Source organism: Pseudomonas sp. FBCC-B1667 (genome assembly GCF_059133255.1).
In genome coordinates, this window is the sequence record NZ_CP101437.1 from 4954846 (window position 1) to 4977376 (window position 22531).

Below are 22531 nucleotides of genomic sequence, written 5' to 3' on the forward strand. Positions count from 1 at the left end.
CCCGCGTCGTTTTCAGAACGGTTGAGGTCGATTCAGAGTGGTGGCCTGAAAAAATGCCCGGGCGCGTGGATCACAGGCGCAAGCCACGTTGATGCGCTGCCAGTCCGAGGCCTCACCGCGAGGATTGAATGCCGTGGCAGAAGACAACAACACACCGAAGCGTCGGGCTTGCGTGCGCACTTGAGCGTAGTCGGACATTCGGGATCGCGCCCAGATGAAAAGCCCGCCCACGGGTTTGCCGAAAACTTCCCAATCGGCATCTTCGAGTATTTGCAAGGCGGCCTCTCTGTCGGTGTTTAATCGCTGGCGCTGACGCTGGACCAATTTGCGATACGCGCCACTGGCCAAGAGGCAAGCCAGCACCGACTCGCAGAACCTTGAGGCGCCCATGCTGCTGGTCATCTTGACCTCGGCCAGTCGCGAAACCACCGCGACGCTGGCGACAACAAAACCGACGCGCAATGAACTGCTGAGGGTTTTAGAGTAGCTTCCGACGTAGATGACGTTGTCGTCGATCCCCAGCGCTGCAAGGCGAGTGCCGGGGCCGCGGTGCAAATCGGCAAAGACGTCATCTTCGATGATCAGCACACCATGATCTCTGGTGAGTTGCAGCACCTGCTGCGCCACGGCGGGTGCCAGGCTGCTGCCGGTCGGATTGTGGTAGAAGCTATTGATAAACAGCGCACGGGGCCGGTACGTCAGTAATAACGCTTTAAGCGCCTGGGTATCAGGCCCGCGGGGGGTACGCGGCACCTCGATCATCGTCACGCCGTTCAGCCTGAGCAGATCGAACAACAGCGAATACCCCGGACTTTCCACCACCACGCAATCCCCCGGTTTGAGCAACGTACGCACGATCAGATCCAGCGCCTGGGTCGCCCCGGTGGTGGTCAGAATCCGTCGTTCATCCACTGTGATGTCGAGTGGCTGGAGACGCTTGAGGATCTGCTCTCGCAAGGCTGGCAAACCCAGTGGTGTGCTGTAGCTGAACAATGCAGCCATGTCGGTGCGGCTCACCTGGCGAATGGCGTAGCTCAAATCGTCGGTTTCACGCCAGCTTTCGGGCAGGCTGCCACAGCCCAATTGCAGATTGCCCGTCATGCACTCCTGCGTTAAGTCCGCCCCTTCGAACCAGGGACAACCCTGTCCCTGAGCAAGTTGGGCAACCATGAAACCGGCGCCCTGACGCGGCGCCAGCATGCCTTGTGCGACCAGACGTTCACAGGCTTCGACGACGCTGGATTGACTGAGCAGATTGACCCGTGCAATTTGCCGCGCTGAAGGCAAACGCGTCCCCGGCAGCACCCCGTCCTGACGGAGCCAGTCGGCCAACCCGTCGACGATTTGCTGCACGACTGGCACCAATGCCTGTCGATCGATTCTCAATTCCATGAGCAAGCAAACTCCTGTCCGTTTCGCGGGAAACAGTTAATCACAGGAGCGCTGGAGGGGATGTGCGACAACGCCGCCAAAACCCTCGGTTCTAACCCTTTGAAACACATTGATCAGTCCCGCCACGGAACGGTAAAAAAGCACGCGAAGGTGCGGGCTTTTTCCTACGCCGCGTCGACCGACTTCAAAACGCCGTCACACCACCATCCACCGCCAGCGAATGACCGGTGGTGAACGCTGCACCGTCGCTGCACAAATACAACACCGCGCTGGCGATCTCCTCCACCTTGCCGATGCGACCCACCGGGTGCATGGCGTTGGCGAACTCGCCCTTCTTCGGGTCTGCTTCATAGGCACGGCGGAACATGTCGGTGTCGATCACCGCCGGGCAGACCGCATTCACGCGAATCTTTTTCTTGGCATATTCGACGGCCGCCGACTTGGTCAGGCCGATCACCGCATGTTTGGACGCTGCATAAATGCTCATCTTCGGTGCAGCCCCCAGACCCGCTACCGAAGCGGTGTTGACGATTGCACCGCCGCCCTGGGCCAATAACAAAGGCAATTGATACTTCATGCACAGCCAGACGCCTTTGACGTTGACCCCCATGATTGCGTCGAACTCATCCAGCGTGCCGTCGGCGAGTTTGCCTTTCTCGATCTCGATGCCGGCGTTGTTGAAGGCATAGTCGAGACGCCCGTAGGTGTTGATTACTTCGTCCATCAGATTTTTTACATCGCTTTCCAGCGTGACGTTGCAACGCACGAAGGTCGCTTCGCCGCCGGCCGTACGAATCAGCGCCACCGTGCCTTCGCCGCCGGCGGTGTCCATGTCGGCCACCACCACTTTCAACCCTTCGGCCGCGAATGCCTGGGCCGTCGCACGGCCAATACCGTTGGCAGCGCCGGTCACCACGGCGACCTGGCCGGAAAACGTCATGCTCATTGTTATGTCCTCAAGTGCGGGGATTACGAACGCTCAGTCTAGTCACAGAGCGCCGCCCCACGGCAGCACTATCAGGTGCCCGGTTGGGTGTTCATGCGTGGCAGTGATAGAACAGCCATGCCAACTATCACTGCACTGGATCGATGTGCATTCGCCGCATCAGCCAAACTTGCGGCATTGAGCCTGAAAGGCTATCAACAAGGCTTCATTCATCTTGAGTGCCTGTCATGACTACCCAGACCAATCGCCAGTTCCTGCTCGCCAAACGTCCGGTGGGCGCGGCAACCCGCGAGACCTTTACCTATCAGGAAGTACCGGTCGGCGAGCCGGCGGCAGGTCAGATTCTGGTGAAAAACGAATACCTGTCCCTGGACCCTGCCATGCGCGGCTGGATGAACGAGGGCAAGTCCTACATTCCACCGGTCGGCTTGGGCGAAGTAATGCGCGCCCTGGGCGTAGGCAAAGTCGTTGCGTCGAACAACCCGGGGTTTGCGGTCGGGGACTACGTCAACGGCGCGCTTGGCGTTCAGGATTATTTCCTCGGCGAACCGCGCGGTTTCTACAAGATTGATCCGAAGCTGGCGCCTTTGCCGCGCTACTTGTCCGCCCTGGGCATGACCGGCATGACGGCCTATTTCGCCCTGCTCGATGTGGGCGCGCCGAAGGCCGGTGACACCGTGGTGCTGTCGGGCGCTGCCGGTGCGGTAGGCAGCATTGCCGGGCAGATTGCCAAGATCAAAGGCTGCCGCGTGGTCGGGATTGCCGGCGGCGCGGACAAGTGTCAGTTCCTGATCGACGAATTGGGTTTTGACGGTGCGATCGACTACAAGAACGAAGACGTCATCGCTGGTCTTAAACGCGAATGCCCAAAAGGGGTCGACGTGTATTTCGATAACGTCGGCGGCGACATTCTCGACGCCGTGCTGAGCCGTCTGAACATGAAGGCGCGCGTGGTGATTTGCGGCGCGATCAGCCAGTACAACAACAAGGAAGCGGTCAAGGGCCCGGCCAATTACCTGTCGCTGCTGGTCAACCGCGCACGCATGGAAGGTTTTGTCGTGATGGACTACGCCGCCCAGTTCGCCGCCGCCGGGCAGGAAATGGCCGGCTGGATGGCCAAGGGGCAGCTCAAGAGCAAGGAAGACATTGTCGATGGACTGGAGACATTCCCGGAGACGCTGATGAAATTGTTCAGCGGTGAGAATTTCGGGAAGCTGGTGTTGAAGGTTTAACCCAAAGCTTCAGTAACCCCAAAACCAATGTGGGAGCGAGCTTGCTCGCGATTGCGGCGTATCAGACAACCAAGATGTCGACTGACACTCCCACATCGCGAGCAAGCTCGCTCCCACAGGGTTTGCGGTGTTTAGGAAAGTTCGGCGACTACTGCGGCCAGCGCCTTGGCCGGATCAGCCGCCTGGCTGATCGGACGGCCAATCACCAGATAATCGGAACCGGCGTCCAGTGCCTGACGCGGGGTCAGGATGCGGCGTTGATCGTCTTGTGCACTGCCCGCCGGACGAATGCCCGGGGTCACCAGTTGCAACGACGGGTGAGCCGACTTCAAGGCCTGGGCTTCCATCGCCGAGCACACCAGACCGTCCATCCCGGCTTTTTCCGCCAGTGCGGCCAGACGCAGCACTTGCTCCTGAGGCTCGATATCCAGACCGATACCAGCCAGATCTTCGCGTTCCATGCTGGTCAGCACGGTCACGCCGATCAGCAGTGGCTTGGGCCCGGAACGCTGGTCCAGCACTTCACGGCAGGCAGCCATCATGCGCAGGCCGCCGGAGCAGTGAACGTTGACCATCCACACGCCCATTTCCGCCGCAGCCTTGACGGCCATGGCGGTGGTGTTCGGGATGTCGTGGAATTTCAGGTCCAGGAACACTTCGAAACCCTTGTCACGCAGGGTGCCGACGATTTCCGACGCGCAGCTGGTGAACAGTTCCTTGCCGACTTTTACCCGGCACAGCTTCGGGTCCAACTGGTCGGCCAGCTTCAGTGCGGCGTCACGGGTGGGGAAATCCAGGGCGACGATGATAGGAGTCTGGCAGACGGACATGTGCGGGCTCTCAGGCAGGACGAAATCGGCGCGCATTGTAGCGGAACCAGCGGCGCTGCGGGACCCGATGATCGGTAATTCATCATCGGCGCTCAAGCAAGACTAGTCCTTTGGTCAATTGTGTCGAGGCCGATACACACATGACACGCTCACAACATCCTTCATCGCTACCGTCGGCAGCCGCAACACGTCCTTACAGCACTTCCCGCCTCCGGGCCGGACGCCTATGCTGAAGCCACAACCTCGCAGCCCATCTTTGTGGTTGGCAGCCTCCCCTGGCAGATGAACGCACGCATGCACAACACCCAAGCCCCTTTGAACGACGATCAAAAAGCGTCCGGCGATGACAAACGCTGGAGCATTCGCGCCCTGATCGTCGACGATGACGTCCCGATCCGCGAACTGATGATCGACTACCTCGCCCGGTTCAACATCCACGCCAGCGGTGTCACCGACGGCGCGGCGATGCGCCTGGCGCTGCAAGCCGAGCATTTCGACGTGGTGGTGCTGGACCTGATGCTGCCGGGCGAAGACGGCTTGTCATTGTGCCGCTGGTTGCGTGCCGAATCGGACATTCCAATCCTGATGCTCACCGCCCGTTGCGAACCCACCGACCGCATCATCGGTCTGGAACTGGGCGCTGACGACTACATGGCCAAACCGTTCGAACCTCGTGAGCTGGTGGCGAGGATTCAAACCATTCTGCGTCGGGTGCGTGATGATCGCACCGAACAGCGGGCGAACATTCGCTTCGACAACTGGCGCCTGAACAGCGTGCTGCGCCAGTTGATTGCCGCCGACGGCCTCGTGGTGCCGTTGTCGAACGCCGAATTCCGACTGCTCTGGGTGTTTATCGAACGTCCGCGCCGGGTGCTCAGCCGCGAGCAATTGCTGGACGCTGCTCGTGGCCGTTCGATTGAAGCCTTTGACCGCAGCATCGACCTGCTGGTCTCGCGCCTGCGCCAGAAACTCGGTGACGACCCCAGGGCCCCACAGTTGATCAAGACCGTTCGCGGGGAAGGTTATCTGTTCGACGCCAGAGACATCGGCTGATGCGTGCGCGCTTCGATACGCTGTTCGGCCGCCTGTTCGGCGTGCTGTTGCTGGCGATTTTCCTGGCGCACCTGTTGGCATTTGCCTGGTTTCACCATTACGGCCCGCCCCCTCCACCACCGCCGGAGTTTTCCCAAGGGGTAGACGGGAAGCGCCCACCGATGGACCCACGCTTTGAAAACCGGCCACCTCGGCCATGGTTTGGCGGGCCGTTGGTGCCGCTGACCTTTCAATTGATTTCGCTGGTCATTGCGGCCTGGTACGGCGCCAAACTGCTGAGCCGGCCGATCCAGCGCCTGAGCGATGCCGCCGAGCGCTTGAGCGAAAACCTCGACAGCACGCCGCTGGAGGAGTCGGGCCCACGGGAAGCGCGGCTGGCAGCCTACACCTTCAACCTGATGCAGAAACGCATCATCGAACAGGTGCAGCAGCGCTCGCGGATGCTCGGCGCGGTGTCCCATGACCTGCGCACGCCGTTGTCGCGGCTCAAATTGCGCCTGGAGCAGATCGACGACGAGAAGCTGCAAGGTCAGATGCGTCAGGATCTGGACGACATGATCAGCATGCTCGACGCCACCCTGACGTATCTGCACGAACACCGCACCAGCGAATCCCGGCAATGGATGGACGTGCAAGCGTTGGTGGAGTCGTTGTGTGAAAACGCCCAGGACCAGGGTGCCGATGTGCAGGCCAGCGGTCACTGCGCCCCGCTCCACGTCCAGCCGATGGCGTTGCGTTCGTGTATCAATAATCTGTTGGATAACGCGCTACGCTACGCGGGACACGCATTGATCACCCTCGAGAACAGCCGCGAAACCCTGGCAATTCGGATAATTGACCATGGGCCGGGCATTGCGGCGGATAAACGTGAGGCTGTATTTGAGCCGTTCTTTCGGCTGGAGGGTTCGCGCAACCGCAACTCCGGCGGTGTCGGCCTGGGCATGACCATCGCCCGCGAGGCCGCGCAACGGCTGGGCGGGCAATTGAGCCTGGAAGAAACCCCCGAGGGTGGTTTGACCGCGATTATTCGCCTGCCCCGAACCTGAGCCTGTGCGTGCGTACTGGCCGGTACAAACTTCACATACCCACGACACCTTGCCCTCTGAGGCTGCACAGGCCGGTGTCTCCACCGGTTTTCCATTCCAGGGAGTGAGCGCACTGATCGGTAGCGCCAGCAACTACACGCGCTATACCAGCACGACCAGTAGCACAACTAACACCGCCCGCAGCCAACAGTTCCAGAAAGGACTACTCGCCAAACTCGACACTAACGGCGACGGCGCGGTAGATCAGGACGAGCTGAAAAGTGCCTTGTCGCAACCTGAAAATCAACAGCATCGCCGGAACGCCGCCCGGAGCCGGCTCCCTCTTACAGGGGATTTGTGAACCACATAGACCCAGTGTAGGAGTGACCCCGCTCGCGATGGGGCCTTAAGCCTGAATGCAAACATCTAAGGCCGGCGATCCTCTACCCGCGCCTGACTCTTGCTCCAGTCAGTCAACAGGCTGTACGCCACCGCCAGCAACGTCGGCCCGATAAACAGCCCGATAAAACCAAACGCAATCAATCCGCCGAACACCCCCAGCAGCACAATCACCAACGGCAGATTCCCGCCCCGGCTGATCAGGTACGGCTTGAGCACGTTGTCGACGCCGCTGATGATGAACATGCCCCAGATCCCCAGGAACACCGCCATCCCGTACTCGCCTTTCCAGGCCAGCCACGCCGTGGCCGGAATCCACACCAGCGGCGGCCCCATCGGAATCAGGCTGAGCAAGAAAGTCACGATGCCCAGCACCAAGGCTCCCGGCACCCCGGCGATCAGGAACCCTATCAGTGCCAGCACGGCCTGCGCCGCTGCCGTACCGATCACGCCGTTCACTACCCGCTGCACCGTTCCCGCCACCAGATCAATGTAATACCCGGCACGCTCACCGATCAGGCGCTGCAGCAAACCATGAACAAAGATCGCCAGACGCGGGCCGTCGCGGTAGAAAAAGAACACAAATACGATGCTGAGCGTCAGCTCGAGAATCCCGCCGCCGATCTGCGCACTGCGTGCCAGCAGCCAGTTACCGACCTGCCCCAGATAAGGCTTGAGCGCGACCATCATCGCCGCGCCCTGTTCATCGATGCTGTTCCAGACCACCACCAGCCGTGCGCCCACAAAGGGAACACTGCCTAGCCAGTCAGGCGCCTGCGGCAGGCCTTCGACCTGTACATCTTTGATAAATACCGTGGCGTCACGCACATGGTCGGCCAGGTTGAACCCCAGCCATACCAGCGGCACGGCCACCAGTAACATCCAGCCGAGGGTCAGCAGCGCTGCCGCCAGCGACTCACGGCCATTGAGCCAACGGGTCAACAAACGCATCAGCGGCCAACTGGCAAACGCCAGGACCGCGCCCCAGAACAGCGCCGACCAGAACGGTGCCATCACCCAGAAGCTCGCGCCAAACAGCACCAGGAGCAGAATCTGCACCAACAGCCGATCATTATTGGGCATGTAAAGTCTCAAAAAATCAGTCAACAAAGGGTAGGCGAACGCGCGATGCGCATTCACCTGTGCAGCTTATCGCAACAGCTCGATGTGCAGGCCAGGGCCTTCGACGGTCCCAGCTTCCAGTCGCGCCGCACGCACGCCCTGCGCAATCAATCCCTGACGCCAGGCCTCAGCCTTGGCGCTGGAAACGCTGACGCGCAAGGTAGTGTCCAGGTTCAGCCCGCGTGAAATCAGACGCAGCCACGTGTCGTCGGGATCAGCGTTCAGTTTTGGGAAATCGAGTTCACCGGTGCTTTTAAGCTGACGCAACAGCGTGGCCGACGTCGGCAACACGTCGCCCAACGGCGCCGCCGCGTCGAATTGCTCGACATGCAGGTACGCTTTTCGATTACCGCGAGTGATGCTGTAAAGCGCCACCAGCGAATTGTCCTGCGGCGCCGCCAGTCTCAGCAGCAAATACGCCTGCTGATCATCAGCACCATAGAGCTTGGCATTGCCGAAGACTTCGTTGGCCCACAGGCTGCTTTCGCCGCAATCGCGTGCCTGGCACCAGAACAGCAACTCGGCCCCCTGTTTTTGCAAGGCCTCCCGTGCGGCGGTGAAGGCTTCGGTGGAGGAGTGTTCCGGCGGTAATTCGTAGGTGACCGACCTGGTTTGCCCACGTGCCGTGACCTGACCGTCAAAACGCAACTGGCCGCTGATTTTGCGGATCGAACCCAGGGGGTAGATCCGTTCAAGCTCGACGGCAGGACGATAATCGACGATCTGCGCATCTTCCATGCGCGGCAGGATCGGCAAGTCCTGACTGCCCGGGACATCAGCGGCAAACGATAAAGGACTGAAACAACACAGCGCCAGCAGACTGAGTGAACGCATGGACAGGCTCATCGGATCAGCATGGCCTGGGCCCCTTGAATTTTCTGTTCCTTTTTGTCGAAACCCGGGACATGCGCCGTGCAGGGCAAGCCGGGTTTCTCGAGCACGATAGAGACCTTGTGGCCGTTCGGGGTCGCAGCGGTATAGCGATCTATCATGGTTGTCTCCCATTTCAACCCGCCCAGCCTCGACAGTTGCCCGGCGCAAGTCAAGGAACGGCGAAGAACCGATTGAAACAGTCTGCGACAAGGTCGGCGCCGGGTTCGTCGTTCAGGTGCAAATGATGCCCCCCTGGCAGCTGTTCACGGCTAAAGGGTAGACGTTCCAGCAACTCGGAATGCTTGGCGAGCATGCCGTCGGCCGCGACCACCAGTTTGGCCGGACAACTGACTCGCTGGACAAACGCCATGGCCTGTTCGGTGGTCAGACGCAGCGGCGAAGGCAGCGTCAGGCGGTTGTCGGTGCGCCAGGTGTAACCGCCGGGCACTGGCATCAGGCCGCGCTGGGCCAGCAGCTCGGCCGCTTCGCGACTGACTGCCACCAAGCCCTTCATGCGCGCTTCGATGGCGCGGTCCAGTGTGCTGTAGACCGGTTTTTGCTTCTCGCGCAAATCCAGCTGCGCTTGCAGGGCCATGCCCATGCGCTCGGCCGCATTCTCGCCTTTGTCTGTAGGAGGAATGATCCCGTCAATCAACGCCAGATGCGTGACGCGCTCCGGCATCGACCCGGCAATGATCAGCGAGGCGATTGCCCCCATGGAGTGCCCCATCAGCGCAAACCGCTTGAGGCCCAGTTGTTCGGCGACTTGCAACACGTCATGGGCGTAATCCCACATCGCGTAACCGGCACCGGGCGGCCGATGCCCGGAATGACCGTGACCGGCCATGTCCAGGGCGATGATACGCAGGCCCTTGAGCTTGGGCGCCAGCCGGGCAAAGCTGTTGGCATTGTCCAGCCAGCCATGCAGTGCAATCACCGGCAAGCCGTCTTCAGGACCGAACAAGTGCGCCGCCAGCTCGATGTGCGGCAGGCTCAGACGGACTTCTTCGACGGCATTGCTCATGCGCAATCCTTTTGGCTGCGACCGTCCCATCGGCTGAAGAGCGTTTTCAGCAACGTGGCGGTGTCGTGTGGACGTTCGAGAGGAAACATATGGCCACCGGGCAACGTCAGGGATTCACCCAGCGGCATGCGCCCGACAGCGCTGGCGTGGTGACGCATCACCACGCGGCTCTTGTGCCCGCGCACCACCGCCAGCGGCACTTGCAGCTGACGCGTACGACCGGGACTGGTGTGGGGCACGCCACGGTAGATGCTGATTTCCGTGGCCGGATCGAAGCGCAGGCGCAGCGTGTCACCGACCTTGTGCAAACCGTGCTGCAGGTAGGCGTCAAAGCACTCCGGGTCAAAACTGCGGAACAAGGTTTTGCCCGAGAAATAGCTACGGGCACTTTCGAGGTCGGCGAACTCTTCCCGACGTCCCAGGGTACGGCCAGCCGGAGTCAAGCGGTCGATGAAGCCGAAACGCTTGGCGGCACGGATGACCCATTGATCGGTGCGGGTAAGGACCGGTGAATCGAGCATCACCACGCCGCGATACAACTCCGGGCAACGCAGCGCCGCGTGCAAGTGCAGCACACCGCCAAAGGAATGGCCGACGCCCCACACTGGTTCCGCTTGCTGCTTGAGGTGGTGGATCAGTTCGTCCACCAGGTTGTACCAGTTGTCGTCCGCGGGAAAACGCGGGTCATGCGCGTGCTGCTCCAGATGCGTCACCTGATACTCGGGCGCCAGCGCCGCGAACAACTTGCCGTAGGTTCCGGAGGGAAAGCCATTGGCGTGGGCGAAAAATATCTGTTGCGACATACCGGCAAGTCCATGAGCGAGAACAGGCGTTGATTGTCCGTAAGACGACGACTGACAGCAATGACTGTAAGTGACAGGAATGATGACAGTCCGGTCAGGGCAATGCCCGAAACGGCGATGCAGAGCCCTGTGGCACCCTTCGTTCAGCGTGCTGGCGGGTTCTCGCCCAGCGGCACGACCGCCATGGTCAGGCGCGACACGCAACTGGCCTTGCCTTCATCGCTGGTCAAGCGGATGTCCCAGACGTGTGTCGTGCGGCCAATGTGGATTGGCGTGGCCACGGCCGTCACCCGCCCGCTACGCAGGCCGCGCAAATGGTTGGCGTTGATTTCCAGGCCCACGCAGTAAAACTTGCTGGCGTCGATGCACAGGTAGCTGGCCATCGAGCCGACCGATTCGGCCAGCACCACCGACGCGCCGCCATGCAGCAGGCCGTAAGGCTGGTGAGTGCGGTGGTCAATGACCATGCTGGCAGTCAGAGAGCCTTCGTCAAAGGCTTCGAAGCGAATATCCAGCACTTCGCCGATGGTGTTTTTCTGGATCGCGTTCAATTGCTCGATGTTGGGAGTGGTACGCCACAGACTCATCGCTGCTTTCCTTTATTGGTTTTGTTCATGGCTCAATCCTGCCACAGCACCGCCTCGCTGCGCTCGCTCCATTCTTCGAAGCGGTCGCCGTAAGCCGCTTCGATCACGTTGCGCTTGATCTTCAGGGTCGGCGTCAGGAAGCCGTTTTCCACGGCCCAACTGTCCTTGACCACCACCAGACGCCGCAAACGCTCATGCTTGTCGAGGACGCCATTGACCTCATCCAGGAGTTTTTCCAGGCTTGAATGCAACCCGGCCCTCGCCGTGCCGCTCGCGTCCTGCTGCCCGACCGCCGACAGCACACACAGTCCCAGCGGCGCACTCAAACCGTCACCGACCACGCACACTTGTTCAATCCGCGAATGCACCGCCAGGCGATTTTCAATCGGTGCCGGCGCGACATATTTGCCTTTGCTGGTCTTGAAGATTTCTTTCAGGCGTCCGGTGAGGCGCAGGTTGCCTTCGGCGTCTTCCTCACCTTTGTCGCCGGTGCGCAGGAAGCCGTCCTCGGTGATGGTTTCAGCGGTTTTCTGTGGTTCCTTGAAATAGCCGAGCATGGTCGCCCCGCTGCGCACCATGACCTCCCCCGATTCATCGATCCGTACTTCCACCTCAGGGCATGGCTTGCCGATCCAGCCGGGCTTGTTCTCGCCGAGCCGGCAAATATGCGAATAGCCACAGCTCTCGGTCATGCCGTAGACCTCCAGCACGTCCAGCCCCAGTTTGCGGTACCACAGCAGCAAGGTTTGTGGCACGGGCGCAGCGCCGGACAGGGCGACGCGCAGTGCATCCAGCCCCAGCCCGACGAGGACTTTATGCCCTACTCGCTTGCCAATGAAGGGCAGCCCCAGCAGAAAATCCAGGCGTTTTGCCGGGATCTTGCTGTATACGCCCATCTGGAATTTGGTCCAGATGCGCGGCACGCCGAACAAGGCAGTCGGCCGGGCGCGCTTTAAATCCGTCAGGAAGGTGTCGAGGCTCTCGGCAAAAAACACTGTCTGCCCGGTGTATATCGACGCCAGTTCGACGAACATCCGCTCGGCCACGTGGCACAGTGGCAAATAGGACAGCAATCGGTCCGACTCGTTGAGACCAAACAGCTGGGTACCGCGGGTGGTGGCAAACCCCAGATTGCCGAAACTGTGCATCACGCCTTTGGGCAGGCCGGTGGTGCCGGAGGTGTAAATGATGGTGGCCAACTGATCGGCTGCCGGCGCGGGGTTATCCTGGATGGGCGAGCAGCGTTGCAGGTCGGCCCAGCTGAAATCGAATGTGCCCGATGGGTGCAACGGCAGACTGATCGTTGGCAAGTCAGGGCTGACGCCACGGGACATGCTCGGCCAGTCATCGAGCTTGCCGATGAACGCCAGCGCCGCTTCGGAGTGGCCGAGTACCTGGGCCACCGATTCGGCGGTGAGGTTGGGGTACAACGGCACCGAGACATGCCCGGCCATCCAGATCGCCAGGTCGGCGATGATCCAGTGGGCACAGTTTTTCGAGATCAGCGCGATGTGGCTGCCTTGCGGCAGTTCGCGAGCCCTCAGCCAATGCGCAGCGCAGCGTGCCTGATGGCCGACGTCGGCCCAGGACAGGGTCTCGACCTGCCCACCGCCCGTGGGCTGGACCAGAAAACGCTGGCGTGGATGACGGGCCTCACGCTCGTAGAAGACATCCAGCGGCAAACGAAAAGCAGCAGACATGCGACTCGCTCCTGAATTTTTATTCTGGAGCAAGCGTAGTCAACCAAGCGGTTGCTTGGTTGACTATTTCATTACAGAAATCAGCAACACCGCAGCCATCGCAGGAGTGAGCCTGCTTGCGATAGCGCAGTGTCAGTCGACAGCAATGTCAATGACGCACCGCCATCGCGAGCAGGCTCGCTCCCACAGCGTCTCTGTTCCAGCAAAATGATCAGGGGTGTTTGATGCCGTTGAGCTTCATCGCCCCGGCCAGTGGCAAGTCACCTTCGAGTTCAGCCAGGCCGGCTGTTTTCACCGTTTCAGGCTCTTTCACATGTCCGTGCTGCAGGTAACCCAGCAAATTGCCCACCAACGGGTTGTGACTGACCAATAACGCGTAATCCACCGCCACCAACTGCTCCGCCACCGCTTGCGGATGGTTATCGGGTGTCAGCCATTCAACGGTGCGAATGTCTGGCTCGAACCCCAGCGCTTCGCGCACCAGTTGCGCAGTTTGCTGCGCCCGCAAATAGGGGCTGGCGTAGATCGCACTGACGGGCTGCCCCATCAACTTGGCCGCGCTGAGCAGCACTTCCTTGCGACCGTGATCTGTCAATGCTCGTTCCGAATCGGGACGCGAGCCATACGGTTCAGCTTCACCATGTCGTAATACCCAGAGTTTCATAGCTTGGGTTCCTCATCTCGGGCCGGATGTGGCGCGGGGGCCACGACATGTGGCGCTTCACCTTCCGGTGTACGCGGCGTCGGCCAGTCGGCGAACGGCCACGGTTTCTGGTCGCTGTGGAAGCTGCCGAAACGACCGATCTGCGCCAGGAACTGGCTCAGGCTGTCGCCGAAGTTCATCAGGCTGGCGCTCGGGGCGCCATAAAACAAACGATAGATCAGTTGCACCAGCACGACCGTGCCAAGGATGAACTGTGCCACTTGCCAGACCAGCACGAAAACGATCATCCACAGCACCCGCAGCAGGATGGACTCGTACTTGGTTTCTTTCGGATCGTTCATGTCGTGCTCCCTGCTTTTTTACAAAGCGTGGTCAGTTGAAACCGCTGGTGGAAATAAAGTCGACATCGGTTTTCGGTTCGCCGCGCATCAACAGCTCAATCACTTGATTAAGCGTGCGCCCTTCGAACAGGATCGCGTGCAGCCCAGCGACCAGCGGCATATAAACGCCCACCTCCTGAGCCTTCGCCTTGAGTACTTTAAGCGTGTTCACACCTTCGGCGACTTCCCCCAGACGCGTGACCGCATCCTCCAGGCTCAGGCCTTGGCCCAAGGCGAACCCGACCTGGTAGTTACGGCTTTTCGGCGACGAGCAGGTGACGATCAAATCGCCCACCCCGGCAAGTCCAAGAAAGGTCATCGGGTTGGCGCCCTGATTCACCGCAAAACGCGTCATTTCCGCCAGCGCACGGGTGATCAGCATGCTCTTGGTGTTTTCGCCCATACCCAGCGCCACGGCCATGCCGGCAATGATCGCGTAGACGTTTTTCAGCGCCCCGCCCAACTCGACGCCGAAGCGGTCGGCGCTGGCGTACACGCGAAAGGTCCGGCCGTGCAGCGCTTCCTGAACCCGCTGGCACAGCTCTTCGTCTTCACTGGCGACCACGGTGGCGGTCAACGCGTGCTCGGCGATTTCACGGGCCAGGTTCGGACCGGACAGCACGCCGATGCGCGCTTGCGGGGCGATTTCCTCGAGGATCTCGCTCATCAGTTTGAAGGTGTGGGCTTCGATGCCTTTGGTCAGGCTGACCAGCAGCTTGCCGCTCAACTGAGAGGCGTGCGGGACCAAAACCGAGCGCAGGGCACTGGAGGGCAACGCGACGAAACACAGGTCGCAGGCGTCCAGCGTGGCTTGCAGGTCGGTCACCGGTTCTACCGCCGGGAGAATCTTGATGCCTTTGAGGTAACGCGGGTTCTCGCGGTTGACCCGAATGGCCTCGGCCTGTTCGGGGTCACGCATCCACTGCCGGACCTGATGCCCGTTTTCGGCCAGCAGATTAGCCACGGCGGTACCAAAACTTCCGCCTCCCAGGACCGCAATTGGGCGCTGTTCAGTCATATGCAATCCGTTAATCCATACCAGTGGCGATGTCGGCATTATACGGAGCGCCCCCGTGGCGGCCAGCCCCCGCATCAATTACCGACACTTGTAGGAAGAAGACCAATAAATCCAAGGAAAATGCCGGCATCGTGAATGGAAAAGTGACTGCGCTCGGTTAACATGCGCGCCAACTCCTCACGATCAAGGGTATGCCGTGTCGCCTGGTTCTCCCTCACCTCGCTCGCCGCGGGTCCTGGCGCTGATGTTCAGCCCGTCCTTGCTGGCCGACGACTTGTTCCTCGACAACGAACCGCTCCCGCAAGTGCTCACGGCGACGCGCCTGAAGCAATCGCCGGCGGCGGTTCCGGGGAGCATGACGGTGATTGACCGCGAATGGATCAACGCCAGCGGCGCCCGCATCGCCAAACGCATCGGCCTTGGCAAGGCCAATCTGGAACAGGCCGAAATCCTTCAGCAGCGCCTGGACAACCAACCCACCCCCTTCGTCGACAACAACGGCGATGAGCGTCGCGTGGTTTATGTCAGCGCGGAGCTGACGTTTTAAATGCGCCGTTGCCTGTCATGGAAATCGCCGCCACTGGGCCGTCTGCTGGCCCGGTTGTGCCTGGCGGCTGGCTGCCTGCTCGGCGCCCTGCCGATACAGGCTGCAGACATTCTGTTGACGGGCACCGAAGATAGCCCCGGCGTGCAATCCTTCGTCCGCGCGCTGAGCGAAATGCGTCCGGCCGACAACGTGCATTTCCAGCCACTGGCGAGTCTCCCCTCGCCAGGCACACTGCCCGCCGCCACGCGTCTGATTCTGCTGGATCTGCCGAGCCTCGACTGGCGCCAACAAGAAACCCAAGGGCCGGCGACGCTGGTAATGCGCATCAGTCGCCTGCAGGCCCAACAACGTTTCGGCGTGAAATTCCCGCCGAGCCTCAGCCTGCTCTGGAGTGATCCGCCCCTGGATCGGCAATTGCGCCTGACTCGACTGATCCTGCCCCAGGCACGGCGGGTTGGCGTGCTGTATGACGGTCACAGTGAGTTTCTGTTGAAAGAAATGCGTCTGGCCGCCCTGGGGGAAACGCTTGATGTGGTTGCCGAGCGCTGGGACAACACCCATGACAGTCGTCCCTTGCAGGACTTGCTGAAAAACTGCGACGTGCTGCTGGGCCTCGACGATCCCGACCTGTACAACCCGAGAACCGCGAAAAACCTGCTATTGAGCAGTTATTCCCGACAACTGGCCTTGATCGGCCCGAATGCCGCGTTCGTCAAGGCCGGCAGCCTGGCCAGCACGTACAGCGATCAGGGCGACTGGCTGCAGGTGCTCGACGAATTGCTCGATCTGCCACCGGCGAGCTGGCCGCGCGCGCTCTACCCGCAACACTTCAAAGTCTCAAGTAACCCGCAAGTGGCTCGTTCATTAGGCATTGAGCAGATTGATGACGCGTCTGCCGCCCTGCAGCTGGCTGAAGGAGAAAGCCGCCCATGACCTTCCGGCGCCCTTGGGACATCAGCACCCGAACGCAGATAATCAGCCTTGGCCCTGCCCTGTTGTTGACGCTGCTATTAATCAGCTTTTTTACCGTCGTACGAATTCAGGACCTGCGTCAGGAGATCAATCACACCGGGCAATTGATCGCCAACCAGTTGGCGCCCGCCACCGAGTACGGAGTGATTTCCGGAAATAACGAGGTGCTGGAAAGCCTGCTCAAGGCGACACTCGCCACACCGAACGTGCGTTTCCTGGAGGTCCAGGACAACGCCAACCGGATTCTGGTGTACGTTGAACAACCGTCGGAAACCCACCGGCGCTCGCAGCAGGTCGAAGTGTTTCAAGCACCGGTGCGGTTGCAGCAGATCGCGCTCACCAATGATTTTTTCCAGGGCGCCAAAACCGCGAGCATCGGTCCCTCCGAGGACTACCTGGGCCGGGTGATCGTCGGTCTGTCGAATGACGCCTTCAACCAGCGTCAGCAGGAAATCCTGTTGAAAGCCGCGATCCTCGCCCTCTTCGCCCTGCTGTTCACTTTTCTGGTAGCGCGACGCCTGGCGGGCAGCCTGTCGCAACCGATCCGCGACATTGGCAACGCGGTGAAGGCGATCCAGGAAGGCGATTACACACGACCCTTGCCGATTGTCGATGACACTGAGTTGGGCGCGCTGTCGCAACACATCAACAACCTTGCCAGCGGCCTTGAACAAGCCAGTCGCGAACAGCATCAGGCCATGGCGCAGTTGATCCAGACACGCGAGGAAGCGGAAAAGGCCAACAACGCCAAGTCTGATTTCCTGGCGATGATGAGCCATGAGCTGCGCACGCCGATGAATGGCGTACTCGGCATGCTGCAATTGCTGGAAACCACCGACATGACCGAAGAGCAGATCGAATACGCGGCGCTGGCCTCGGAGTCCACCGAACATTTGCTCAAGGTCATCAACGACATTCTCGACTTCTCGCGCATCGAGCGGTCGGAGCTGGAACTGGAGCACATCCCGTTCAATCTCGCGGACCTGATCGTCAGTTGCGCCCAATCGTTCCAGCACAGCGCGGCGCAACGCGGGCTCGATCTGCATCTGCTGATCCCTGAGGACATGCGCACCCTTCAGGTCCAAGGCGATCCAACGCGCATTCGGCAGATTCTGGTCAATCTGGTCGGCAATGCCTTGAAGTTCACCGAGCATGGCCGCGTCAGCATCGAATCGCAGTGGCAATCGCTGGATCACGAACTGCTGTGGTTCACCTGCACCGTACGCGACAGCGGCATCGGAATCTCCGCTGAAAGCCTGGAGCTGATGTTCAATGCCTTCCAGCAGGCCGACAATTCCATTTCACGACGTTACGGTGGCACCGGCCTGGGCCTGCCGATCGCCCGCACCCTGGCGGAACGCATGGGCGGTACCTTGCGCGCGAAGAGCGAAGAAGGCCTGGGTTCGGTTTTTACCCTGGAAATCCCGCTGGCACTCTATAAACAGTCGCTGCCGGTGCTGACATCCAGGACGCAGACCGACAATGACAATGGCGCGGGGCGCAATTTGCTGCTGGTCGAAGACAACCCGGTCAACCAGACCGTCATCGAAGCAATGTTGCGCAGCCTGGGCTTTACTGTCAGCGTCGCGAGCGATGGCGCGCAAGCTGTGCGCAGCGCCGAGAGTCTGATTTTTGAAGCAATCCTGATGGACTGTCGATTGCCGATCATCGACGGCTACGAGGCGACCCGACAGATTCGCCAATTACCCGGCTGTGCGGACTTGCCGATCATCGCTCTGACCGCCAATGCGTTGCAGGGTGATCGCGAAGCCTGTTTGTCGGCGGGCATGAACGATTACTTGGCCAAGCCGTTCAAACGAACTGATTTGCAGCAAATTCTGCAGCGCTGGGTGCAGTAGTACAGGCCTTTCGACCATCTGCGACTGGCGTGAAAGGCGAAAGTGCGGCAGTCTTAGGCACCCGAACAGGCCCGAAAAGGGGCTTGAATAATAATTTCAGTGCACAAGTGTACATTCATGTCCTTGGCGCTGTGACTTTCACCACAACGCAATAGTCTATGAGTAGGCTGCTGACTCGAGGCATGAACGCCTCGATCGGCCGGGAGATTTGCCCCACCCTGCCGCATGGGACTATTGAGGAGCTCGCATGACCCAACAAAACGCCTTTACTCGGGAAGACCTGCTGCGCTGCAGTCGCGGTGAGCTGTTCGGCCCAGGTAACGCACAACTGCCCGCCCCGAACATGCTGATGGTGGATCGCATCACCCATATCAGTGCCGAGGGTGGCAAGTACGGCAAAGGTGAATTGGTCGCCGAGCTGGATATCACTCCGGACCTGTGGTTTTTCGCCTGCCACTTTGAAGGCGATCCTGTGATGCCAGGCTGCCTGGGCCTTGACGCCATGTGGCAACTGGTCGGCTTCTTCCTCGGCTGGCAAGGCTTGCCGGGCCGTGGCCGTGCGCTGGGTTCGGGCGAAGTGAAGTTCTTCGGCCAGGTCCTGCCGACCGCCAAGAAAGTCACCTATAACATTCAGATCAAGCGCGTGTTGAAAGGCAAACTGAACCTGGCCATTGCCGACGGTTCGGTCAGCGTCGACGGCCGCGAGATCTACACCGCCGAAGGCCTTCGGGTCGGCGTTTTCACCTCCACTGACAACTTCTAAGGGTTATCCGCATGCGCCGCGTCGTTATCACTGGTCTGGGCATCGTTTCGTGCCTGGGCAATGACAAAGAGACCGTCTCCGCTAACCTGCGTGCAAGTCGCCCTGGCATCCGGTTCAACCCGGAATATGCCGAAATGGGTCTGCGTAGCCAGGTTTCCGGCTCCATCGACCTTCCCCTCGAAGAATTGATCGATCGCAAGATCTATCGCTTCGTTGGCCACGCAGCGGCTTACGCCTACCTGGCCATGAAAGACGCCATCACCGACTCCGGTCTGACTGATGAGCAAGTCTCCAACCCGCGTACCGGCCTGATCGCCGGTTCCGGTGGCGCCTCCACGCTGAACCAGATGGAAGCGCTGGACATCCTGCGCGAGAAAGGCGTGAAGCGCGTTGGCCCGTACCGTGTTACGCGGACCATGAGCAGCACCGTTTCCGCTTGCCTGGCCACCCCGTTCAAGATCAAGGGCCTGAACTACTCCATCGCTTCTGCCTGCGCCACCAGTGCTCACTGCATCGGTACCGCCATGGAACAGATCCAGATGGGCAAGCAGGACATCGTGTTCGCCGGCGGCGGTGAAGAAGAGCATTGGAGCCAGTCGTTCCTGTTCGACGCCATGGGCGCACTGTCCAGCCAGTACAACGAAACCCCGGAAAAAGCTTCCCGTGCCTACGACGCCAAGCGTGACGGTTTCGTCATCGCAGGCGGTGGCGGCATGGTCGTCGTCGAAGAGCTGGAACACGCTCTGGCCCGTGGCGCGAAGATCTACGCGGAAATCGTTGGCTACGGCGCGACCTCCGACGGCTATGACATGGTCGCCCCAAGCGGTGAAGGCGCCATCCGCTGCATGCAGATGGCCATGTCCACCGTCGATACTCCGATCGACTACCTGAACACCCACGGCACCTCGACTCCGGTCGGCGATGTCGCGGAAATGAAAGGTGTGCGTGAAGTGTTTGGCGACAAGGCCCCGGCCATCAGCTCCACCAAGAGCCTGTCGGGTCACTCCCTGGGCGCCGCCGGCGTTCACGAAGCGATCTACTGCATGCTGATGATGGAAGGCAACTTCATGGCGGGTTCCGCCAACATCGACGAACTGGACCCGGAAGTGGCAGACATGCCGATCCTGACCAAGACTCGCGAAAACGCTACCATCAACACCGTGATGAGCAACAGCTTCGGTTTCGGTGGCACCAACGCCACGCTCGTACTGAAGCGTTGGGAAGGTAAGTAATACCTCGCCGTTTCGCCGTACACAAAAACGCCCCGACTGGTTCGGGGCGTTTTTTTGTGCCTGGATAAAGTGAATTCACCGCAGTTCCTGCAGCAGTTGGCGAAGCCTGCTATTACAAAGGTCGTGCAAAACCGGCGATTTGGTGATTCACGAACATGAAGCTTTTGTCATAAAACTCAACGTCATGCGACCAAATGTCGCGTATTACGCGGACTGCAGGACTTTTACAGAATCGGCAACTGTTCGTTAACTATCCCGAGCATTTACTTAGCAAACTAACAAAACGTATAACAAAGACCTGCACACGCCTTGGTGCAGGTAATTGAGATTGGAGCTAGCAGATGACTGTCAAAGTAACTGAACGCGACGATTCACATAAATCCCACGAGGGTGTAGCCGCCGGTATCCGCATTTGGGACGTCCACCAACAAGACCTGCTGGTGGGGATGTTTCACTCCGAGACTGACGCGCATAACTACAAATCCGAACTGGAAACATTGGAGCAGCAAAGGGCGTTGCGCTCCGCATAAGCAACTACAGCATTGAAAACGACAAACCCCGCGACCAGCGGGGTTTGTCGTTGTTGCAGCCGTTAGCGGCTTACCACATCAGATCATCCGGAATCTGATAGGCCGCGTACGGATCGTCCTCGGAAGCCACTTCTTCCGTCTTCACATTCATCTGCACGATGCGCTGAGGATCGCGTTCCTGGATCTTCAGCGCCGCTTCACGCGGGATCACTTCGTAACCGCCCGCGTGATGCACGATGGCCAGGAAACCATTGCTGAGCTGATTACGCATCAGCGTGTTGACGCAGATGCGCTTGACCTTCTTGTCATCAACGAAGTTGTAGTAATCCTCGGTGATCAACTTCGGCAGGCGCGAGACTTCGATCAATTGCTTGATCTGCGCGGCGCGCGCCTTGGCCTCGACCTTTTCCTGCTGTTGACGGTTCAGTTCCTGGTCGCGCTTGACCTTCTCGGCCTTCGCTTCCTGCGCCGCGCGCTGCTGCGAGTCATCCAGTTCAATATGGCCTTTGTGGGCCAGGCGCTGTTGTTTCTGCTTCTCTTTGCCGACCTGTTTGGCCTGCTTCTGGTTGACCAGCCCTGCTTTGAGCAACTGGTCGCGAAGGGAAATGCTCATGGTGCTTGTTTCTCACTTAGGCAACTGCTCAACCGCAGCTGGTCAAATTCTTTTCCTGACGTTTGGCTTCGCCCCACAGGGCGTCCAACTCTTCGAGGGTGCAATCTTCTATGGGACGGTGGGTCTCGCGCAATGCCTGTTCGATAAAACGGAAGCGTCTTTCGAATTTGCTGTTGGCGCCACGCAACGCGGTTTCCGGATCAACCTTGAGATGACGCGCCAGGTTGACAACGGAAAACAGCAAGTCACCGATTTCATCGGCAATCGCCGCCGAGTCATTGTCGGCCATCGCTTCGAGCACCTCATCGAGTTCTTCGCGAACTTTGTCCAGCACCGGCAAGGCGTCCGGCCAGTCGAAACCGACCTGACCGGCGCGCTTCTGCAACTTGGCGGAACGAGACAACGCCGGCAACGCGGCAGGCACATCGTCAAGCAAGGACAGTTGTTGCGGCGCGGCAGATTTCTCGGCGCGCTCCTCGGCCTTGATCGCTTCCCAGCGCTGCTTGACCTGCTCTTCACTCAGGCGCGGGATGTCCATGGGCGCATACAGATCACCGGTGGGAAACACGTGAGGATGGCGACGGATCAGCTTGCGGGTGATGCTGTCGATCACGCCGGCAAACTCGAAGCGCCCTTCTTCCCGCGCCAGCTGGCTGTAATAAACCACCTGGAACAGCAAATCCCCCAACTCACCCTGCAAGTGATCGAAGTCACCGCGCTCGATGGCGTCAGCGACTTCGTAGGCTTCCTCAAGGGTGTGCGGGACGATGGTGGCGTAGGTTTGCTTGATGTCCCACGGGCAACCGAACTGCGGGTCGCGCAGTCGGTTCATCAGGTGCAGCAGGTCTTCAAGGCTGTACATCATTTATCTCTCACCACAAAACCCTGCAGGAGTGAACCTGCTCGCGATGGGGGCGTATCAGTCAGCATCAATCGTGACTGATACACCGCTATCGCGAGCAGACTC

The 22531-nt window shown here is 60.0% G+C and carries 22 protein-coding genes and 3 pseudogenes; 10 read left to right on the top strand and 15 right to left on the bottom strand.

The genetic code is table 11. The features are described 5' to 3' along the window. Positions 1 to 12 precede the first annotated feature (12 nt). Together NL116_RS22855 and NL116_RS22860 are read right to left on the bottom strand one after the other, a co-directional pair. A complete protein-coding gene (locus tag NL116_RS22855; protein WP_494374148.1) occupies positions 13 to 1392 on the bottom strand; it encodes an aminotransferase-like domain-containing protein in 1380 nt (459 codons plus the stop codon). Positions 1393 to 1576: 184 nt separating this feature from the next. After that, positions 1577 to 2338 (bottom strand): SDR family oxidoreductase, encoded by a 762-nt coding sequence (locus NL116_RS22860; RefSeq protein WP_494374149.1) that lies wholly within the window; start codon positions 2336 to 2338, stop codon positions 1577 to 1579. A 227-nt stretch (positions 2339 to 2565) separates the two neighbouring features. Here NL116_RS22860 and NL116_RS22865 point away from each other — a divergent pair, with 227 nt between their 5' ends. Then, positions 2566 to 3570: an NADP-dependent oxidoreductase gene (locus tag NL116_RS22865; RefSeq protein ID WP_494374150.1), complete on the top strand. Its 1005-nt coding sequence runs from the start codon at positions 2566 to 2568 to the stop codon at positions 3568 to 3570. A gap of 131 nt (positions 3571 to 3701) precedes the next feature. On the opposite strand, the gene pyrF is transcribed toward NL116_RS22865, so the two are convergent. Then, complete coding sequence (gene pyrF / locus NL116_RS22870; protein ID WP_494378117.1) at positions 3702 to 4400, bottom strand: orotidine-5'-phosphate decarboxylase; 699 nt, start codon at positions 4398 to 4400, stop codon at positions 3702 to 3704. A 294-nt stretch (positions 4401 to 4694) separates the two neighbouring features. On the opposite strand from pyrF, the gene NL116_RS22875 reads away from it, so the two are divergent. The 3 genes and pseudogenes from NL116_RS22875 to NL116_RS22885 form a co-directional block, all read left to right on the top strand. After that, positions 4695 to 5453: a response regulator gene (locus NL116_RS22875; protein ID WP_494374151.1), complete on the top strand. Its 759-nt coding sequence runs from the start codon at positions 4695 to 4697 to the stop codon at positions 5451 to 5453. Further along, entirely contained in the window at positions 5453 to 6499 is a 1047-nt protein-coding gene (locus NL116_RS22880; RefSeq protein WP_494374152.1) for a sensor histidine kinase, read from the top strand. Before NL116_RS22875 ends, NL116_RS22880 begins: the two co-directional genes overlap by 1 nt. 112 nt (positions 6500 to 6611) lie before the next feature. Beyond that, positions 6612 to 6773 (top strand): annotated as a pseudogene (locus tag NL116_RS22885) (histidine kinase); the annotation flags it as partial. 131 nt (positions 6774 to 6904) lie between these two features. Here NL116_RS22885 and NL116_RS22890 read toward each other — a convergent pair. The 10 genes and pseudogenes from NL116_RS22890 to NL116_RS22935 form a co-directional block, all read right to left on the bottom strand. After that, the gene (locus NL116_RS22890; RefSeq protein WP_494374153.1) at positions 6905 to 7960 is read right to left on the bottom strand and encodes an AI-2E family transporter; all 1056 of its coding nucleotides are present in this window, start codon (positions 7958 to 7960) and stop codon (positions 6905 to 6907) included. Positions 7961 to 8026: 66 nt separating this feature from the next. Beyond that, on the bottom strand, positions 8027 to 8833 hold the full coding sequence (locus tag NL116_RS22895) for a DUF4892 domain-containing protein (RefSeq protein ID WP_494374154.1): 807 nt from the start codon (positions 8831 to 8833) through the stop codon (positions 8027 to 8029). Between the two features lie 32 nt (positions 8834 to 8865). Continuing rightward, positions 8866 to 8991: pseudogene (locus NL116_RS22900) on the bottom strand (thioredoxin domain-containing protein); the annotation flags it as partial. Between the two features lie 50 nt (positions 8992 to 9041). Then, entirely contained in the window at positions 9042 to 9896 is an 855-nt protein-coding gene (locus NL116_RS22905; RefSeq protein ID WP_494374155.1) for an alpha/beta hydrolase, read from the bottom strand. Beyond that, positions 9893 to 10699 carry an alpha/beta fold hydrolase gene (locus NL116_RS22910; protein ID WP_494374156.1) on the bottom strand — a complete coding sequence of 269 codons (807 nt, stop codon included), beginning with the start codon at positions 10697 to 10699 and terminating at the stop codon, positions 9893 to 9895. The genes NL116_RS22905 and NL116_RS22910 overlap by 4 nt, the downstream gene beginning before the upstream one ends. Before the next feature lie 143 nt (positions 10700 to 10842). Next, a complete protein-coding gene (locus NL116_RS22915) occupies positions 10843 to 11286 on the bottom strand; it encodes a hotdog fold thioesterase (protein ID WP_140667376.1) in 444 nt (147 codons plus the stop codon). Between the two features lie 32 nt (positions 11287 to 11318). Beyond that, the gene (locus tag NL116_RS22920; RefSeq protein WP_494374157.1) at positions 11319 to 12986 is read right to left on the bottom strand and encodes an AMP-binding protein; all 1668 of its coding nucleotides are present in this window, start codon (positions 12984 to 12986) and stop codon (positions 11319 to 11321) included. A gap of 211 nt (positions 12987 to 13197) precedes the next feature. Continuing rightward, the gene (gene sixA / locus NL116_RS22925) at positions 13198 to 13650 is read right to left on the bottom strand and encodes a phosphohistidine phosphatase SixA (RefSeq protein WP_494374158.1); all 453 of its coding nucleotides are present in this window, start codon (positions 13648 to 13650) and stop codon (positions 13198 to 13200) included. After that, on the bottom strand, positions 13647 to 13991 hold the full coding sequence (locus NL116_RS22930) for a DUF4389 domain-containing protein (RefSeq protein ID WP_494374159.1): 345 nt from the start codon (positions 13989 to 13991) through the stop codon (positions 13647 to 13649). The genes sixA and NL116_RS22930 overlap by 4 nt, the downstream gene beginning before the upstream one ends. A gap of 31 nt (positions 13992 to 14022) precedes the next feature. Beyond that, positions 14023 to 15048 carry an NAD(P)H-dependent glycerol-3-phosphate dehydrogenase gene (locus NL116_RS22935; protein WP_494374160.1) on the bottom strand — a complete coding sequence of 342 codons (1026 nt, stop codon included), beginning with the start codon at positions 15046 to 15048 and terminating at the stop codon, positions 14023 to 14025. Between the two features lie 196 nt (positions 15049 to 15244). Here NL116_RS22935 and NL116_RS22940 point away from each other — a divergent pair. The 6 genes and pseudogenes from NL116_RS22940 to NL116_RS22965 form a co-directional block, all read left to right on the top strand. Continuing rightward, positions 15245 to 15448, top strand: a pseudogene (locus NL116_RS22940) (hypothetical protein); the annotation flags it as partial. Positions 15449 to 15595: 147 nt separating this feature from the next. Further along, positions 15596 to 16528 (top strand): ABC transporter substrate-binding protein, encoded by a 933-nt coding sequence (locus NL116_RS22945; protein WP_494374161.1) that lies wholly within the window; start codon positions 15596 to 15598, stop codon positions 16526 to 16528. Next, entirely contained in the window at positions 16525 to 18426 is a 1902-nt protein-coding gene (locus NL116_RS22950) for an ATP-binding protein (RefSeq protein ID WP_494374162.1), read from the top strand. The genes NL116_RS22945 and NL116_RS22950 overlap by 4 nt, the downstream gene beginning before the upstream one ends. A gap of 247 nt (positions 18427 to 18673) precedes the next feature. Next, complete coding sequence (gene fabA, locus NL116_RS22955; protein ID WP_008148022.1) at positions 18674 to 19189, top strand: 3-hydroxyacyl-[acyl-carrier-protein] dehydratase FabA; 516 nt, start codon at positions 18674 to 18676, stop codon at positions 19187 to 19189. Positions 19190 to 19200: 11 nt separating this feature from the next. Beyond that, positions 19201 to 20421, top strand: coding sequence for a beta-ketoacyl-ACP synthase I (fabB, locus tag NL116_RS22960; RefSeq protein ID WP_494374163.1), 1221 nt, complete (start codon positions 19201 to 19203; stop codon positions 20419 to 20421). A gap of 341 nt (positions 20422 to 20762) precedes the next feature. Continuing rightward, a complete protein-coding gene (locus NL116_RS22965) occupies positions 20763 to 20951 on the top strand; it encodes a hypothetical protein (RefSeq protein WP_140667387.1) in 189 nt (62 codons plus the stop codon). Positions 20952 to 21021: 70 nt separating this feature from the next. On the opposite strand, the gene NL116_RS22970 is transcribed toward NL116_RS22965, so the two are convergent. Next, positions 21022 to 21564 (bottom strand): DUF2058 domain-containing protein, encoded by a 543-nt coding sequence (locus tag NL116_RS22970; protein ID WP_494374164.1) that lies wholly within the window; start codon positions 21562 to 21564, stop codon positions 21022 to 21024. A gap of 28 nt (positions 21565 to 21592) precedes the next feature. Next, complete coding sequence (mazG, locus tag NL116_RS22975) at positions 21593 to 22426, bottom strand: nucleoside triphosphate pyrophosphohydrolase (protein ID WP_494378118.1); 834 nt, start codon at positions 22424 to 22426, stop codon at positions 21593 to 21595. Positions 22427 to 22531 lie beyond the last annotated feature (105 nt).

Bases quoted from the DNA above. Each gene is read 5' to 3' on its own strand.
- NL116_RS22970 (WP_494374164.1), bottom strand. From the start codon at position 21,564: ATGAGCATTTCCCTTCGCGACCAGTTGCTCAAAGCAGGGCTGGTCAAC.
- NL116_RS22945 (WP_494374161.1), top strand. From the start codon at position 15,596: ATGCGCCGTTGCCTGTCATGGAAATCGCCGCCACTGGGCCGTCTGCTG.
- NL116_RS22875 (WP_494374151.1), top strand. From the start codon at position 4,695: ATGCACAACACCCAAGCCCCTTTGAACGACGATCAAAAAGCGTCCGGC.
- NL116_RS22855 (WP_494374148.1), bottom strand. From the start codon at position 1,392: ATGGAATTGAGAATCGATCGACAGGCATTGGTGCCAGTCGTGCAGCAA.
- NL116_RS22895 (WP_494374154.1), bottom strand. From the start codon at position 8,833: ATGCGTTCACTCAGTCTGCTGGCGCTGTGTTGTTTCAGTCCTTTATCG.
- NL116_RS22910 (WP_494374156.1), bottom strand. From the start codon at position 10,699: ATGTCGCAACAGATATTTTTCGCCCACGCCAATGGCTTTCCCTCCGGA.
- NL116_RS22880 (WP_494374152.1), top strand. From the start codon at position 5,453: ATGCGTGCGCGCTTCGATACGCTGTTCGGCCGCCTGTTCGGCGTGCTG.
- NL116_RS22865 (WP_494374150.1), top strand. From the start codon at position 2,566: ATGACTACCCAGACCAATCGCCAGTTCCTGCTCGCCAAACGTCCGGTG.
- sixA (WP_494374158.1), bottom strand. From the start codon at position 13,650: ATGAAACTCTGGGTATTACGACATGGTGAAGCTGAACCGTATGGCTCG.
- NL116_RS22860 (WP_494374149.1), bottom strand. From the start codon at position 2,338: ATGAGCATGACGTTTTCCGGCCAGGTCGCCGTGGTGACCGGCGCTGCC.
- NL116_RS22890 (WP_494374153.1), bottom strand. From the start codon at position 7,960: ATGCCCAATAATGATCGGCTGTTGGTGCAGATTCTGCTCCTGGTGCTG.
- fabA (WP_008148022.1), top strand. From the start codon at position 18,674: ATGACCCAACAAAACGCCTTTACTCGGGAAGACCTGCTGCGCTGCAGT.
- NL116_RS22950 (WP_494374162.1), top strand. From the start codon at position 16,525: ATGACCTTCCGGCGCCCTTGGGACATCAGCACCCGAACGCAGATAATC.
- NL116_RS22905 (WP_494374155.1), bottom strand. From the start codon at position 9,896: ATGAGCAATGCCGTCGAAGAAGTCCGTCTGAGCCTGCCGCACATCGAG.
- mazG (WP_494378118.1), bottom strand. From the start codon at position 22,426: ATGTACAGCCTTGAAGACCTGCTGCACCTGATGAACCGACTGCGCGAC.
- fabB (WP_494374163.1), top strand. From the start codon at position 19,201: ATGCGCCGCGTCGTTATCACTGGTCTGGGCATCGTTTCGTGCCTGGGC.
- NL116_RS22935 (WP_494374160.1), bottom strand. From the start codon at position 15,048: ATGACTGAACAGCGCCCAATTGCGGTCCTGGGAGGCGGAAGTTTTGGT.
- NL116_RS22965 (WP_140667387.1), top strand. From the start codon at position 20,763: ATGACTGTCAAAGTAACTGAACGCGACGATTCACATAAATCCCACGAG.
- NL116_RS22920 (WP_494374157.1), bottom strand. From the start codon at position 12,986: ATGTCTGCTGCTTTTCGTTTGCCGCTGGATGTCTTCTACGAGCGTGAG.
- NL116_RS22930 (WP_494374159.1), bottom strand. From the start codon at position 13,991: ATGAACGATCCGAAAGAAACCAAGTACGAGTCCATCCTGCTGCGGGTG.
- pyrF (WP_494378117.1), bottom strand. From the start codon at position 4,400: ATGTCCGTCTGCCAGACTCCTATCATCGTCGCCCTGGATTTCCCCACC.
- NL116_RS22915 (WP_140667376.1), bottom strand. From the start codon at position 11,286: ATGAGTCTGTGGCGTACCACTCCCAACATCGAGCAATTGAACGCGATC.